The 15,856-nt window shown below is 53.6% G+C and carries 12 protein-coding genes; 1 reads left to right on the plus strand and 11 read right to left on the minus strand.

The genetic code is table 11. The annotated features are described in order from the left end of the window. Window positions 1-31 precede the first annotated feature (31 nt). The 11 genes from FS806_RS05810 to rlmD form a co-directional block, all read right to left on the minus strand. Window positions 32-2,101: a hypothetical protein gene (locus tag FS806_RS05810; protein ID WP_144933646.1), complete on the minus strand. Its 2,070-nt coding sequence runs from the start codon at window positions 2,099-2,101 to the stop codon at window positions 32-34. After that, the gene (locus tag FS806_RS05815) at window positions 2,091-3,962 is read right to left on the minus strand and encodes an ATPase, T2SS/T4P/T4SS family (protein WP_144933647.1); all 1,872 of its coding nucleotides are present in this window, start codon (window positions 3,960-3,962) and stop codon (window positions 2,091-2,093) included. The genes FS806_RS05810 and FS806_RS05815 overlap by 11 nt, the downstream gene beginning before the upstream one ends. Next, window positions 3,959-4,804 carry a CpaE/TadZ family protein gene (locus FS806_RS05820; RefSeq protein ID WP_144933648.1) on the minus strand — a complete coding sequence of 282 codons (846 nt, stop codon included), beginning with the start codon at window positions 4,802-4,804 and terminating at the stop codon, window positions 3,959-3,961. Before FS806_RS05820 ends, FS806_RS05815 begins: the two co-directional genes overlap by 4 nt. 34 nt (window positions 4,805-4,838) lie before the next feature. Continuing rightward, window positions 4,839-5,546 (minus strand): hypothetical protein, encoded by a 708-nt coding sequence (locus tag FS806_RS05825; protein ID WP_144878502.1) that lies wholly within the window; start codon window positions 5,544-5,546, stop codon window positions 4,839-4,841. 11 nt (window positions 5,547-5,557) lie between these two features. Further along, window positions 5,558-6,679 (minus strand): SAF domain-containing protein, encoded by a 1,122-nt coding sequence (locus tag FS806_RS05830; protein ID WP_144878503.1) that lies wholly within the window; start codon window positions 6,677-6,679, stop codon window positions 5,558-5,560. An 80-nt stretch (window positions 6,680-6,759) separates the two neighbouring features. Then, window positions 6,760-7,119 carry a hypothetical protein gene (locus tag FS806_RS26065; protein ID WP_222126593.1) on the minus strand — a complete coding sequence of 120 codons (360 nt, stop codon included), beginning with the start codon at window positions 7,117-7,119 and terminating at the stop codon, window positions 6,760-6,762. A 202-nt stretch (window positions 7,120-7,321) separates the two neighbouring features. Then, window positions 7,322-7,534, minus strand: coding sequence for a hypothetical protein (locus tag FS806_RS05840; protein WP_144878504.1), 213 nt, complete (start codon window positions 7,532-7,534; stop codon window positions 7,322-7,324). Between the two features lie 74 nt (window positions 7,535-7,608). Beyond that, window positions 7,609-8,553 carry a ParB/RepB/Spo0J family partition protein gene (locus FS806_RS05845; protein WP_455644289.1) on the minus strand — a complete coding sequence of 315 codons (945 nt, stop codon included), beginning with the start codon at window positions 8,551-8,553 and terminating at the stop codon, window positions 7,609-7,611. Next, complete coding sequence (locus tag FS806_RS05850) at window positions 8,501-9,328, minus strand: ParA family protein (RefSeq protein ID WP_054819663.1); 828 nt, start codon at window positions 9,326-9,328, stop codon at window positions 8,501-8,503. The genes FS806_RS05845 and FS806_RS05850 overlap by 53 nt, the downstream gene beginning before the upstream one ends. A gap of 283 nt (window positions 9,329-9,611) precedes the next feature. Next, window positions 9,612-11,072: a hypothetical protein gene (locus tag FS806_RS05855; RefSeq protein WP_144878505.1), complete on the minus strand. Its 1,461-nt coding sequence runs from the start codon at window positions 11,070-11,072 to the stop codon at window positions 9,612-9,614. Window positions 11,073-11,626: 554 nt separating this feature from the next. Continuing rightward, window positions 11,627-13,018: a 23S rRNA (uracil(1939)-C(5))-methyltransferase RlmD gene (gene rlmD, locus FS806_RS05860; RefSeq protein ID WP_260981993.1), complete on the minus strand. Its 1,392-nt coding sequence runs from the start codon at window positions 13,016-13,018 to the stop codon at window positions 11,627-11,629. A 648-nt stretch (window positions 13,019-13,666) separates the two neighbouring features. Between rlmD and FS806_RS05865 the strand changes: the two genes are divergently transcribed. Continuing rightward, entirely contained in the window at window positions 13,667-14,959 is a 1,293-nt protein-coding gene (locus FS806_RS05865) for an IS110 family RNA-guided transposase (RefSeq protein WP_144933650.1), read from the plus strand. The last annotated feature ends 897 nt before the right edge of the window (window positions 14,960-15,856 follow it).

Below are 15,856 nucleotides of genomic sequence, written 5' to 3' on the forward strand. Positions count from 1 at the left end.
TCCCATTAGGAAAGCGCCGCAACATGTCCGCTTACTGAATGCGCTGAAGCTGTTCGTAGTATACGGACATCTGGTGCAAGCTGACGATGACGAGCGGAATGACCAGATAGCCGAAAATGAGAGCCATCATCGGCGCAAACCCGATCCATTTTCCCCAGCCTGCCTTTTGCTCGATCAATTGCTCGTACTCCTGTTTGCGCTGCTCCTGCGCGTAAGCCTGTTCCGACTCCAGGTCGTCGAACGCTTCCCGGATCGGCAAACTTTGCGCCGCCAGTTCCAGCTTTTCGACCGTGCGGACGAACGGCACAAACGGCGCATCCTCTTTCAGCTGCGCCAGCGCCTGATCCGCGCCCTGTTCGAAATGGAGCAAGCAGGTTTGCAGCGGTTCCTTGAACACGCGGGCAAACTGTTCCATCCAGATGAGCAGATGCTCGACCGACATCCGGTCCATATCTGCCAGCATGGCGATGACGGCATGCAGTTGATCCACTTCATGCTTCATCTCCATCTGCCGCATGCGCCGCTGGAACAACCGAACGCCGACCGGCATGGCGTAGCCGCCCCATCCCGCGAGAGCGGCGAGGAGCGCTTCCCACCACTTCACATACTGATTGTCCAGCTTCGTGAGCTTGACCATAATGCGCCGAGCCGCGGCGCGAAGCTGATCGTCCTGATTCGCCGTCGGCGTTTCGCTGCGGAGCAGGGCCATCACCGTTTCTTCGGTGCGGTGCTTCACCTCCTTTACGCGATCGATGATGCGGCGATCGAGCGCCGCCGCCTCGCGCGCCTTGGCTTCCTCCTCCGGCGAAAGTTGGCCGAACAGGATGCCCGGCTTTACCGGCGCATACAGGATCTGATGCCGGCTTGCGGCATGAAGCGTAATAAACATCCCGAGCACTGCCAGAAAAGCCATGCCCCCCGCCACGATGCGCTGCACATAGAGCCATTCCAGCCGAAGCGGCGACGCGGTGTCTTTAAGCAGCTTGACCATGCGGTCAGCTTCCCGGGAACCGGGGGCGGGACCGAAACGATGCACAAGCCAGCGCATCCACGGCCATTCGCAAACCCGTTTCTCCCATCTTTTCCGGCCGGTTGGTTTTGGACTCGCGTCCAGTTCCTGAATATTCCGCAGCAGGACGTAGGACAGCCATACGACCACCATCAGGCCGATTTTCACGATCCAGCCGGTCGTACTCGCATAAAAGGCGTCCATGGCCGGAAAGTAATGGCTGGCCCAAGCTTCGATCGGCCGGGTAAACAGCAGCGGCAACAGCGCGATGGCGGTCAGTCCTTGCAACAGGAAACTGAGGCGCTCGCGGCGCAGCAGTTCCAGATTCAGCTCGGTCGCGAGCTTCCCGATCGCCTTCAAGTACACGGAACCGGTTGCGGTTCGTTTGTCGCCGTATTCCTTCACCAGATGCGACAGCCCGGCCAAGCCCTGCAAATAGCGGTTCGGCGCGCGCTCGATATACTGCGCCAGCCGCTGCTCGGCGTCGCTTGCCGTGAGCACTTCGTATATTTCGTGTCCATGCAGCGCCATCTCATACGGCGCGCCGTCCGCCGCTTCATAAATGGCTTCTTCCACCATGCCATGACGATGATAATGATGACGCACATCCGAAAAAAAATGCCGGAGTTGCCGGAGCAGTCGCGTCTCCAGCCGATGGACCAGGTTGTCCGAAAGGATTCCGTGGCCAACCCAGAAGCCGATGCCAATCATGCCTAGCGTGGCCGGGTCGCGCACGCCGAGCGCCAGCGGAACAGCCGCCGCGAGCAGCACGCCCCATATGAGGAGCGCCGACTTCATCGTCTCCAGCCGCAGCTTCCATTCGTCGCCAAGCTGGAGAATGGTCATTCGTTTGCGAAGTTGGTGCAAATAAGCGCGTAGAATCGGTACGCGTTCGCATAGGCGATACAACTGCTGCAACACGCTATGCAGCGCTTGCTTCTTGCGGGCTTTGCCCGGTTTGCGCAGCGCTTCATACCGCCGAACGGCCTCCACGTCCGAACCGTGGCGGGATACCCATTGAAACGCCGCCACCATCGCGAGGAACAGCATCGTCGCTGCGCCCAGCAACAGGGACAGCCATTCAAGTTTCATCGCCATCCCCCCAATAAACCGCCAAAAACGCTTCGAACGCCGCCTGGTCCGGCCCGGCGAGGCATGCGGCGATTTCCTTGCGGCTTCGCTCTGACAACGGATGAACGGCGACATAGCGTCCATCTCGGAATTCGATGACGTTCCGCGCGACGTAAAGCGGTCGGTCCGTCGAACGGCGGAAATATTCCAGCATCGTCTCCATGAACGCCGTCATTTTCTCCTCGGTCGTCGTTTTGTGGCGGAACGTCTCCGGGTAGCTCGCTTCCTGCTCCACCGGGACGCATTCGGTAATTCGTTCGATGTAGCGATGTCCGTCCGCGTCCCGCCTGAGGTGAATGTCGAAGTTGATGACGCTGACGACCTGCTGCTCGGCCACTTTTTCGTTCGTAAACACCCCTGTCTTCAGCAGCGAGTTGCGCAGCGAATAGACGAGATCGCGGAACGTTTTGGCGTGATGCGTAAACAAGGTGAACAGCGAAGCGACCTGCGCCATCTGCACCATCCAGGCGGCAACCGGGTCGGTCGCCACTTCTCCCAAAATATTGACCGAGCCGTCCGTTTTTTTCTGGATGTCCAGACCGTCCTGCCCGGAGATCGTTTCCGTTTCCCGCAAGCTTAAAATGTTGCGTTCCCGGTATATTTTCCGAAGCTGCAGCTCAAAGCTCATTTCCTGCACCCGGATCGGCAAGATGGCCGGAATGTAGCGCACCATCGCCATCAAGAGCGTCGTTTTGCCGCTGCCCTGCGCGCCGGTGATGGCCGTGATGCGTTCTCCCATAACGAGGTATCGGATCAGCCCAATGGGCAACTCCGCATTGTCGTCCTGAATCAATTGTTCCAGCGTGGCGTTTTGCACATCGAATTTGCGCACAAAAAAAGCCCACGATTCGCTGAACCGGGGGCGCAGCACGACGACGCGGGAGCCGTCGGCCATTTCGTTCACCTTATAACCGTTCGCCTCGGACAACTGACCGGGGAAATTATGTTTGTACACGTTCTGGCACACGCGCCTTAGCTCTTGCTCCGAACCGAAAGACAGAAAGCTCAAATGAATGGATTTCCCTTTATAAAACAGCCACACGCTGTCATGCGACCTCGGCACCTCGCGCAGCTTCGCTTCTTCCTCCAGGCTCCATTCGCCTTCCCACATCGAGGGCGGGATGCCGGAGACGCCGCCCGATACGCCGTCGATTTTCATGTCGCGGATTTCGTCGATGACGCTAAACCCTTTGTAATGCTGGTAGATCCGTTGCACAACGATCTGCGTTTTGTCCTCGGCAGACAGCTTGCGCGCTTCCCGCTTGTAGATGTCGCGGATTTCGTCGGCGGTAACCCGGTACGACTCGGTCTCCTCGTCTTCCATGCTCCGTTTGGGGCGGTCCAGTTCGTATTTTTGTATCAGTACGTCCAGCGCCCTCAACCGATGTTGTTTCTTATACAGATAGAGCAGAATATCGAACTGATCTTGCGGCGACAATTTTTTCGGATCGTCAAACGGCAGAAGCCGGTTCAGGTTATTGTCGTCCATGCAGTAGCGCTGTTCGAGCAAATCGGCGATCACTTGCTTCACATATGCCTTATCCCGCAAATCGCCAGACGTGCAACCCCGCAGCGCTTTTTTCAGCTCCGCACGTTTGTTTTTGCGGCGACGGTATTCTTCTTCCGACAAGCCGTAGTCAATCAAGTTGCTGCTTGTCATCTCATGCAGCGCCTCTTTCACGAACGCGGTCATCGCTTCCAGCGTGTAGACCGGCTTTTCGTCCGACTGGTCCGGCAAACGGCGGCTCATGCGCAAATAGAGCAGAACACCGACCGCGACGAGGATGCCCACGATAAGCAAAGCGTTCAGCACGTACATCATCGTCGATCGTCCTCCCTCCCGCCGAAAAGAGGCTTGTCTAATCCGGCGTGCCGGATGATCGCCTGCACCAATGCCCGCACTTGTTGCATAAAAGGATCGTTTTCATGACCGCGCGGCACCTGTCGGTTGCGAAATAAAAAACGGACGGCTTCTCCTTGCTGGGTCGCATCCAGCCAGCCCGTATTATGGACAATCGGGTGCGCAGGCTCCCGCCGATGGAACTGGCGCTTGATATTTTGAACGGTCAAAGCGGAGCGAGGATCGTATTGTCCGAATACAAGCAAATGCTTCCGGTTGGACTGAAGCTGCGCCTCCACCAGCGGAAAAACCTGCTCCAGCTTGAGCGCGTTTTGCGGCAGACAGACGACCAGCAAATCCGCCTGACGCAGCAGCCCCTCTGTCCACGCCGACAGCTTGCCGCTTCCGCCGTCCAGCAATACCAGATCGTAAGCGCGCCTTGTCAGTTCCAAAAGAGGCGTAAGCCAGTCCTGTGCGGCGGAAACAAACGATGCATCCGGCTTGTTCGATCCCGGAAGGATGTCGAGTCGATCGGCGAGCAGCGGCAGCGTGTAATCCCGCAGCCTGTTCGGTTCCAGCTTGCGGTTTTGCAAAAGCCTGAGCAGCGCGTCGATACCCGCGTCAGTCGGGGCGTCCGCTCCGCTCATCCAGGAACGTCTCGGATAAAAGGCGCGTTCGATGGCCGCGTATTCGCTTTGCAAATGCCCAAGCAACAGAAGGCGCGAGGAGTATTCCAATCCGAGCAGCGCCGCGGCGGCAATCAGGTTGCTCGTCGTACCGGCCTGTCCCGGTACCGGACTCCAAAACACCACGGTATAACCCATTTGCTTCATCTCCTTTCGTGCAACATTACCGAATTTACGCGCGCCTTCGGGAGCGCGCCCATGCCCGCCGGGCAGTTTTGGCATCGCATTCAAACAACTGCTGCAGCATGTCCAGCACGTTCCGGCGATACGTCCCGGACAGCCGCCTGATGTCGATGCGGCCATGATGCTGGTTGTCCAGTTCGACCGATATATCCCGTTCGTCCAGCGGAAAGCGGAACACGATGTCCTCCCAACGTATCGCCTGCTGCGGCAGCAGCGAATCGATATACGACTCGGGTATGGCGATCGGCAGAGTGGGAGCAATCAGTTTGTAAAACGAAAGCGGCTGACCCTCCGCTTCGTGAAGGCACAGCCGCTGTATCAGTTCCGCGTTTTTATGCATGCTGAGTCGGCTCCAATTGCTGCACCAAACCCGCTTGTCGTAGCCCGGCAACTCTCGTCCTTTCACAAATTCGGTGTGATCGGTGTCGAGCAGCATGACATCGTATGCTGTTTCGCCACCGGCTTGAAACATAGAACGTTCCAATTGCGCTGGCGTGATGAGCCCGGTCGCCACATCGATGCCTTCAAACTCCCGCAGCGAACAGCCAAAATCCGCTCGCGGCAAATAGCCTTGCATGGACTGGGCAAGGGTGGAATCCACGATCAGCACCTTTCGCTCCATCGCCGTGAGCAGCTTGCCCAGCACAAGGAGCAGGTGGCTTTTGTCCGGCGCGCCGAAAAATACGACTTTTTTCATGACGGCCTCCTTCACTGATTAAAAATTTGCTCCAATTTATCCACTTTTGCAGGCTCTCCAGACGGCGAAGCTGGTGCCGGATCTGTTGAAACAGATGGTGTAGACTCCGCTGACGTTTCCGGCCGATTCTCATTCGTCGTTGTCGGAACGGAAGGGGAGGTCAGCGGCTGAGCAGCTAGCGGTTCCTGGTCGACCGTAGCCGTTGCGCCTGCCGGTGGCGGCGATGGGGTCGCCTCATGCATGGCATTGCCTTGCTGCGTGACAATCCGTTCGTTTTGCAGTTGCTGCTGAACCGTTACGCTGCCGCTCGTTACGCGCAGTTTGTCCGACTCGCTCATCGCCTTCAGATTGTCGTCCAGTGTCGTTCGCAGCTGGCGGGCAAGCTCGGTTGTCGCTTTTTCGAGCAGGTTCGGATCATGTTCCATCAAATCGAGCACCTTCGGATTGGCGGGATAATTGACTACCGCCGATTCCTGCAAGCCCGGCTCGATGTAGGGCAGGGCATACAGCCGCGCGCCTTGCAAGTAGGCATCGATGATCGCGCTTGAAGTCCGTAATATATCCATCTCGTTCATTTCCAGCCAGATGACATTGCCGGACAACTCCCGCGCCTTCTTCTTCGCCAGCAGGACAAAATCCTCGCCAGTCGGGAAGTTGATTCGCACGTCGATGTACTGTCCCTTTTGCAGATTGGAGGGAAGCTGAATGACATGAAACTCCTGCACCCGCAAATCCTTCGGGATCGGCGCGCTCTCGTACAGCATGGACGGCATCAGCGGTGTGCCTGGCTGCAATTCGATTTTGGCGCTTTTGCCGATGACCGCGTTCTGATCGGTAATCATCCCTTGCGGCACCAGATTCGCAGGCATCGGGACAGACTTGAGGTCTTCCGCCTTCACGGTGCCGCCGGCCGGAACGGTGCGCGCCACAGTCCAAACGCTTCTGCGCGATTGTTCCTCTATCGTTTTCAGTTCTTCGATTTGCCTTTCATAATGTTCCTTCATTTGCTGCTGTTTCTGCTCTTGCTCTGATTGCTTAATCAGAGAATAAATGGCCGCAGCAGCCAGTAAACAAACGCTTACGGCAATCGCGGCGATAATAAGCGTCTTGCGGTGCCGATACGTCCACGACATCGCTCACGTCTCCTTTCAAACCGAAATTGAAGTGCTATCGATTGACTTTACCGGGCTTCGTCACGTTGCTTCGGCTTTTGCTAGTTCCAATCTGATGCTGCTCCAGTTTTTCTTGCGCCCATGCGGGCATATGCTCCGGTTTTATCAGACCCCATAAAATCTTCCCGATTCCAGCGAGCCTCCTCTCCGGTATACAGATTTAACACGTAGACGGCGCGACCTCGGGAATAGGCAAAGGTGCCAAAACCGCTTAACGCCAGCACAAGCTGGTTTACAGCGGTGCGATATTCGGGTCGCAACCATTCCGGCCGGATGACAACAACCTGGTTGTCAATGCGCATGTCTTCGCGAATCGGCTGGCATTGTGCTTGGGTAAGGGGAGATAGGGGTACCTTGACACTGGCCCTTTCTTCTTTGAGATCCTCCAGTTCCCATTGCACGCGGGAAATAAAGTCATGCAGGCCTCAAGATAATCCGCGCTGTCCGCAATCGCGTAAAATTGCTCGACACCCAACGAATTGTTTCGGGTGCAGGTACAAACCATGTACGGACGTTCGGTATTGGTTTCGTCTATGCCAAGCAGCACTTCCACCTTCCCGATGGAGATGGCCTGAACGACTTCGTAGTTGTCCACCATTCGCTTCATTTCTTCCATCGTCCGTCCTCATTTCCTGGAAAGTTGCGGTCATTCTTCGTTCTCCGGTTTCGTTTTGATTGACCGGCTTCACGTGATTTCTTGTTTCGCGTGTGCGGCTGCTCGGTCTCATCCTCAAATACTTCAAAGCGGTTGAAACCCGGCTTTTCTTGCATCAGGCGCTCATATTGACGACGCCTCCCTTTCGTGAAATACATCATGAATCGCCTCCCCAAAAATGGGCATAAAAAAGCTCTCCGTCCTAGGGGAGAGTGCCTGCCGAACAGGATACAGGTTAACGTTCCTGTTCCCGTTGCCGTTTTTTATACCAGCTTTCCAGTAGTTGTACGATCAGGTCTTCCTTTTGCTTTTCGGTGAAGTCCCTCGGGAAGAAACGGTCTATCCGCTCGCGCCGAATGGTCATCTTTTCTTTCTGGTTCGGTTTCTCCTCCGTGAGAATCGAGAAGATGACATCCACGTTAAGCCGCCCGTCCTGACTCAGTTTTTTCATGCGCTGCGCCTGCGCCAGCGAAGGCGTGCAGTCTTCGGACTGCATCGTTTCATATAGGGCTTTCTGTTCTTCTTCGGCCAAGTAAGAAATCTCTACGGCGGGATTGAAGGCGATTCGTTTGTCGTCCACCATCTCGAGAATGGAGGGGGTCAGTTCGGTAAGGCGGATATATCTGAATATTTGGTTCCTGCTCTCCCCAACTTGCTCTGCCAAAACTTCACTAGATTTTTTCCCGTCTAACTTGTTCCCAACTTGGGAACGAGTTAAATCTGTACGCTGTCCTTGCCGATTCATCGCCTCCAACTTCATCTTAAAGGCGAATGCTTTCTCGCTTGGCGTAATATTTTCGCGTTGCAGGTTGCTGTCCACCATGATGATCGTCGCCTGATCGTCGTCCAGTTCGCGGACAATGCAGGGCATCGTTTCTCTGCCAGCCAGTTCACTCGCTTTTTTACGACGATGCCCGGCTACCATTTCATAACCGCCGTCCGCCTTCGGTCGTACCAAGCCGGGAACAAGAACGCCGTATTGCTTTACGCTGTCTGCCATTTCCAACATCGCTTCGTCAGCCTTTACCTTGAACGGATGGCCGGGGAAATCGCTGATATCTGGTAATGGTATTTCCATCACCTTTTCCCGCTGCTGGTCGGCGCGGCTCTCCTCGGTGGAGAATAAATCAGCGACTGTGGTCAGTTTGATGCTGGCGCGCATGTCGTCTTTCGCTGCCAATGCTCTGCACCTCCTTCGTAAAGGCGGCATAAGCCTCCGCAGCTTTCCCATCCGGATCATGGACGTAGATGCTTTTCCCCTTGGCGCTTGTTTCCGCCGCGCGAACGGATAGGGGAATTTCGGTGTTGAACACGCGCAGCTTGTCGCCGTAGTCGCGCCGAAGAATAAAGGAAATGTCTTTGGCAAATTTCGTCCGACTGTCTACCATCGTGAGCAGCACGCCGTCCAAAACCAGCTTCGGATTGATCTGCCTGCGCACACGGGCAATGGTCTGCAAGAGCTGCGTCATTCCCTTGGCGGGCAAATAGTGTGCTTGAACGGGGATAATGACGCTGTCTGCTGCCGCCAGCGCATTGATGGTCAACATGCCCAAACTCGGCATGCAATCGATCAGCACGTAGTCGTAATCGGCTTTAACCGAATCGATGTACGAACGCAAAATCGTTTCTCTGCTCATCGTATTGACGAGCGATACCTCAACAGCGGACAATTCAATATTGCCTGGCATCAGGTCAACGCCTTCATGGTGATGCAAAATACCTTCCCGCGCTTCATAGGATTCTTCCAGCATCGTCTTCGCCAGCAATGTCGCCAAAGATACCGATAAATTATCCGGTTCGTGGAAACCTAATGAATCCGTCAGGTTGCCTTGCGCGTCCGCATCAACCAGTAAAACCTTTTTCCCCTCGGCTGCCAAACCGATCCCCAGATTGACCGCCGTTGTGGTCTTGCCTACGCCGCCTTTCTGATTAGCGAGGGCGATCACCTTGGCCATCTTACACTTCTCCTTTCACGCAAAAAGCCGGTTGCGCTGATAGTTCAGGGCAACCGGCTTTTTGAATAGTATCTATCTAAAAAGAGAACACCGCAAAAAGGGCGTTCTCTTGGACATTCATATGTTGAAGTCACCTCATTTTCAGTTATCTCGTGAGCTTATTCCAATAATTTCAACAATTCGCATACGCGTCGTCCAAATCCAGGATCAAAAAAACGGAAACTCCAAACTAATCATTGAAAGGCTGCTGCTGCACTGCACCTGTCTTGGATCAACTAATACATTACAAATTGCATCCCATCTTCTCACGATTCGCTCGGTCAGCTAACCAATCTAACGCGCTGGGTGTTGTTTTCCATGAATGGAGGGCGAATGAGGCGTAAATAATCGCTTCCTCCTCACTCCCCCGCGAGTAAGCATCAGGTTTAATATATGGAATATGCTTCTCACCTAGTAAATAAGCGGGAACAAAAGAATTCGATTCGAGAGCTTTACTCAACGATACGGCCGCTTTGCGAGCACTCTTGCAACGGAAAGAAAGCAAAGCTTCGCTATACAGCATAAAGCATGTAGCCTCTTTATGGTCTGACAGAAATTCGTCAGCTTCTTTATTCATTTCCTCAGCCAGCAAATAATTTACCAGTATATAGCGAATTCCCAGACTGTCATTAGGATTCAATCGGAGCAACTCACGACAGTTCGCAATGGCATCTTGCCGGTGTCCATTATTCCAGAGGCATTCCGCCAGTCCTGCCAGTGCCCTCATATATGGTCTGGTCTCAGTAAGCCACCAAAATTCACCTACATTCTCTTCAAAAAACGATTCCCCCAAAGCTAGACGCCCCACCTTCACCCCCCGCTCGTACAGTTCCATTCGTTCTTCCGAAGATTCACTATGTTCCGCTAACAAATTATAGGCATCCGCACAGTATGGCGACAGAAACAATGCTTTTCGTGCCATCGAGAGACGCTTGCTTCTACTCATCTCGTCCCATGCATCATAAATCATTTCCTGCGCCTGATCCAGCTTTTCTCTGTCAAACGAAGGAAGCTCCAATTCAAGCACCGTCTTGTCGTATCTTCTATGTTTACCTTGCTCTATCTTGAAAAGACCGGTATCAACTGTAATAAAATGCTGGGTAAAATCATCATAGTCCGGAACAGACCGAGGATGATGCTCCTTTGGCAAGCTTTCTTTCCATGTATTGAACTTCGAACCAATCAAATATTGACATACTTTCAGACGAAGTTTGTCCACTCCTTCCAGTGTATGATCCACTGTTTCACTCAAATAATAGGATAGCAGCTGTTCTATATCCCGAAAGATTCTGACACCCGAAGCAAAGCCGCTTTGTGGGTGCAACGGCATAATATCCAGACTTTCCAATGCGGCAAACAAGCCGTCGGTTGTAACCGTCTTCGGTACAAATAATGCGTCCGGCAATCCGAATATAAATTTTTCTTCCTTCTTCTCCTCGCTCCAGGCATAATAAAGAAAATCTGCGAGAGGAAGCGGCCTTCTCGTCGTAGCCATCCGAAAAGCAAACGTCCCGCTATAGTGATCGCGCAATATATAGTAAATGAGATGTTCTTTGCGTGACTTAAGTGCGTTTTTCAGATCAACGTCCAACGGTTTTTTCTGGTATCTCAAATATCCATCATTGCCAAAATAATAATGCCTTGAGACGGAGACCAATAATTGATGCAATTGGTTGGAATAATCGGAAACCAACCGGCGATGCATACAACCAACCCCTTTAGTAATAATGCGGCATCCTGAGATTGTTCATAGCCAACATACCTGATTTTTCGCCTCTCGACAAGGAGAAGCATACCCTACAATTATAAGCCAAAAAGTTCACCTAACATCCTCTCACATGCACCGTTTCACCAATTCATACAGCCATAAGACTTCCCAACCCCTTCCTTCGAGGCTCTGATGGTGAAAAATAGGAATGGAAACCCGCTTCTCGCTCGGCTCGTAACACGACTCTTTACATTTTGTCATGACCGTTAGGTTTTGAGATAACGGCCGGTTTTTAAATTATATTTATATATAAGAAGAGAACACCGCAATTAGGGGTGTTCCCTTGTATATTCATATGTTGCAGCAACTTTCATTTTCAGCTGATTCATGAACTTATTCCCATGAATTTAACATATCTACACACCCGACGTCCAAATCTAGGTCCAAAACGACCGAAACCTCGATTTTGTCTTTGAGCACCTTATTTTTGAAGTCGTTGCCGTCCGCCGTGAAAGTCATAAAACGCGCAAAGTGTTGAAAACAAAGGATTTCTACGTATCGATTCGTTGCATTCCTATTACGCACTCCACATGTGACGTTTGCGGGAACATATCCACCGGCTGCACCCACTCGATGCGGAAGCCTGCGCCGGCGAGCACCTTGCAATCCTTTGCCAATGTCGAAGGATTGCAGGACACGTACACAAGCCGACGCGGCTTGGCCTGGGCGATCGCCTGCAGCAGCTTGCGGTCGCAGCCGGTGCGCGGCGGGTCCACGACAACGACATCCGGACGGATGCCTTGTCGGACCCACTCCGGCAGCAGCCGCTCGGCCTCGCCCGCGTAGAAGCCGGCGTTGTCGAGCCCGCTCAGGCGGGCGTTGCTGCGGGCGTCCTCGACCGCCTCCGGCACCGCCTCGATGCCGCGCACCTCGCGGGCGAACGGCGCCAGCCACAGGCCGATCGTGCCCGTGCCGCAATACGCGTCGATGACCAGCTCATCGCCGGTTAGCGCTGCCGCCTCGCGCACGTAGTTGTACAGATGAACCGTCTGTGCCGGGTTCAACTGGAAGAATGCGCGCGGAGACAGCGAGAACCGGACATCGCCCAATGTCTCCTCCATCCGCTCCGCCCCCCACAACGTTCGGGTGATGTCTCCGAACACGAGCGGGGTGCGGCCCGGGTTGACGTTCTGGGCGACGCTGGTCACCTTCGGCAGCTCTTGGCGGATCGCGGTAACGAGCCGGTCCCGCTGCGGCAGCTCGTCGCCGGCCGTGACGAGGGTCAGCTGCACCTCGTCCGTGGCGAAGGAGATCCGGGCCACGATGGTGCGGATCACTCCTCGACGTGTCCGTTCATGATAGGCGGGAATGTTCAGCCTCTCCAATATTTCGCGGACCGTTCGGATGGTCTTGTTGATTTCGGGATGCTGGATCGGGCATCCCGATATATCGACAAGCTTGCGAGTTCCTGCGGAATAAAGTCCGGTCAGAAGGCGCCCGCCTTCGGTTCCGACCTGGAGCTGGGCCTTGTTGCGGTAGCTCCAGGGATGGTCCATTCCTTTAATCGGTCGTATGGGAACTTCTTCGCCCAGATAACGGTTGAAGGCCTCCCGGACCAGCTCTTCCTTCGCTTTCAACTGTCCTTCATAGCTGAAATGCTGAAGCTGGCAGCCCCCGCACTGCTCATAGACCGGACATTCCGGTTGCCGGCGGTAGGGAGACCGTTTCTCAATTTGCCGAATAGCGGCCGTCAGGAAGGTAGGCTCAACCTTCGTCACGGTTGCCTTGATCACTTCTCCCGGCAAGGCGCCCGGTATAAACACCGCTTTTCTTTTATAATAGCCGACGCCCTCTCCGTTGATGCCCAGCCTTTTGACGGTGACGATAATCGGGTCCCCGGTCCGGATGGATTCCGCCTCTTTAGCTGCCCCTTGCTTAGGCATTGCCTGTTTTGACTTTGGGGGACCCGCCTTTTTGGAAGGGCGAGTTTGCCTCATTGTTTTATGAGAATGATTCATCGATTTGTTCAACTCCAACTAAGTCCGATATAAAAACCAATAGATGTTATTTTTGTTACATTGTACGAAAGGTTGGTATACCCCAGATACAAATAAACCCGCAGGATTAAAAAACCAACGCCAAAACTCATTTAGGCATTGCCCAAGCCTTGGCGACCTCTTATCTTTGCAGCTAGAATGTTCTTTCCACTACGTGATCTTTATAGGGGAGACGAACTAACCGTATTTTATGTAGGTATTTTGAAGCGAATGGCAATCAACGGTAAGACTACCTGGAAAAAATACATTTAAAATGGAGGATTTTCCTTCATGGCGCCCATTTAGCCCAAACTTGATGGATATTTTCCATTTAGACCCCCATGCCGCTGACCGCGACACCATCAGATGATGAAAATGGATGGATTTTCAAGGTAGAATAGAGTTGAATTGCTTCAATAGTGTGAAATTTGAAAACTAAAAATTCCTGTTGGTGCTAAGAAATAGCCTTTGAATGAAAAGGAGCGCCTCTGGTACGATGGGGGTATCACGGGGTCAGTGCCCTTAAAACCCATCATCCAAGGAGGACGCTCTACTATGAAGTTTAATAGAAAGCACAGAATTAATCAACGTATCGAACGCATTTCCCCACAACACCTGGTCGTCGGCATCGACATCGCCAAGGAAACGCATGTGGCGGGCGCCGTGAACTACCGCGGAATTGAAGTCGACCATACCTGCTCCTTCACCAACGACCGAGTGGGTTTCGAGAAGATGATGCACTGGGTAACCCAGCAGCAGCAACGGCTTGGACTCACCCGGGTCATCCTCGGCATGGAATCGACCGGACACTATGGAAATGCCCTCGCGCGGTGGCTTCAGGACCATGGACAGGAAGTCGTTCAGGTCAATCCGGCGACCGTCAAGCGCAATAAGGAAAACCGAGACAACCGTCCCTCCAAAAACGATGCCAAAGACGCTCTCACGATTGCCGATTCCATTTCTCGAGGCTATTACCACGACTGGTCCTGGCATGAGGGGACGTATCGCAAGCTGCGTTGTGTCGTCAATGAATATGAGGCCCTGTCGACGGACCTTACGGCGATCGGCAATCGGCTCCAACGATTGCTTGATGAAGGATTTCCCGAGTTTCTGCGAGTTTTTAAAAAGTGGAACGGTCCACGCGCCATCGCCACACTTAAGGCGTTTCCGCTGCCCGAGGATCTGAAGCATCGGACCATCGAGCAGGTGATCGAAGGCTGGCGTACTACCGCCATGTCGCGTGCCGGCGGTAAACGCGGGCGGGAGATAGCCGCCCGTCTGCTCGCTGCTGCCCGGGCTTCCGTCGGGGTGACAGACATCGCCCCCGAGCTCCGGCGGAACATCCAGCGCTTACTCGAGCAGCGCGAGAGGCTGCTGGCGGATCAGGAACAGGTCATGAATGAGATACTGGCCTTGCTGGGCCAATTGCCGGAAGCCGATCTAGCCGCCTTGAAGGAGGTCGGGATCAGTCCGTGGTTAACCGCCGTCATCTTAGCCAATACCGGTCCGCTGAGCCAATATGCACATGGTCAACAGATCCTGGCGTTGGCGGGGCTTAACCTGTGCGAAGATATGTCGGGCAAGCGCAAAGGCCAGATTGTCCTGTCCAAGCGCGGGCGCAGACAGCTCCGAAAATATTTATATGTGGCGATGATCGGGCTGGTCGCTAACCACGAGGCGTTCCGGGCGTGGCACGACCACAACGTCCACACCCGTCGCATCAAGAAGCAAACCTCGATCTTCAAACTGATCGGCAAACTCGTTCGCATGCTGGTTGCTCTTGCTCGCAACGGTGAATCGTTTGACGCCGGCAAAGCACAAGCGCTGAAGCTTCGTACAGCTGCCTGATCAGCAGGGGCATTGTCCCCTTTTGCATTCGACGCTATGGCCTGTTCTCGCGCAAGTTGATTCATTCGCAGGAGTTCACAAAGCAAGTACGCAGAGTACCGACAGGGAAATCCATAAGGGCACAGACCCGTTACTAAAAACTGATCGGCCTCCACCTCTTGGACAGGTATAACGAAGGAAGGTAAGGGCGCAGACCCGTTGAGATATGGGATGGTGAATCTCCAAGTATTCGGTGGAGCAGACGTGCAGCATAATGGAAGAAGAAGGAAATCGTTCACGTTCCTCTATTTCCGCATGCTTATGTTTCTGCGGGGGATAGTTTCCCCCACCGTTCCAGGTCTGTGACCTCCACTCCATGATCATCAAAGAGGTCGAAATCCTGCGAATGAATGATCTTGCGTGAGAATAACCCTAAAAACCAGAGGGATGGATTTCATACAGTTAGATTTCTATATTCGGAAGAAATACGGAAATCTAACTGGAAAACCTACAGCTAGTTTGCGCCAAAACAGCCGTTTCGCCCAAAGTTGCCCATTTTAACTGTAGTTTATCCAGTTAGTTTGATCATTTTCGCCCATTCGCTTGAATCTACCTGTACAAAATACAGTTAGACGTGCCGCTCCTCCGCTTGCAACGATGCCTGCAGATGGTAAAATAGACGGATTTTCCTTCATGTCACCCATTTAGCCCAAACTAGATGGATATTTTCCATTTAGACCCCCATGCCGCTGACCGCGACACCATCAGATGATGAAAATAGACGGATTTTCCATGTAGTTTTCTTTTTTTCGGTTCATTGAGCAAGCTAACTGGACAAAATCCATTTAGATAGCCTTGCCTCTGCCGCTTCACCGGCACCCGGCTTACCCTGATTTTCAAGGGGGAGCGTCCAAGCAC

This window comes from Paenibacillus sp. 32O-W, from assembly GCF_007679495.1.
Classification (GTDB): domain Bacteria; phylum Bacillota; class Bacilli; order Paenibacillales; family NBRC-103111; genus Paenibacillus_L; species Paenibacillus_L residui.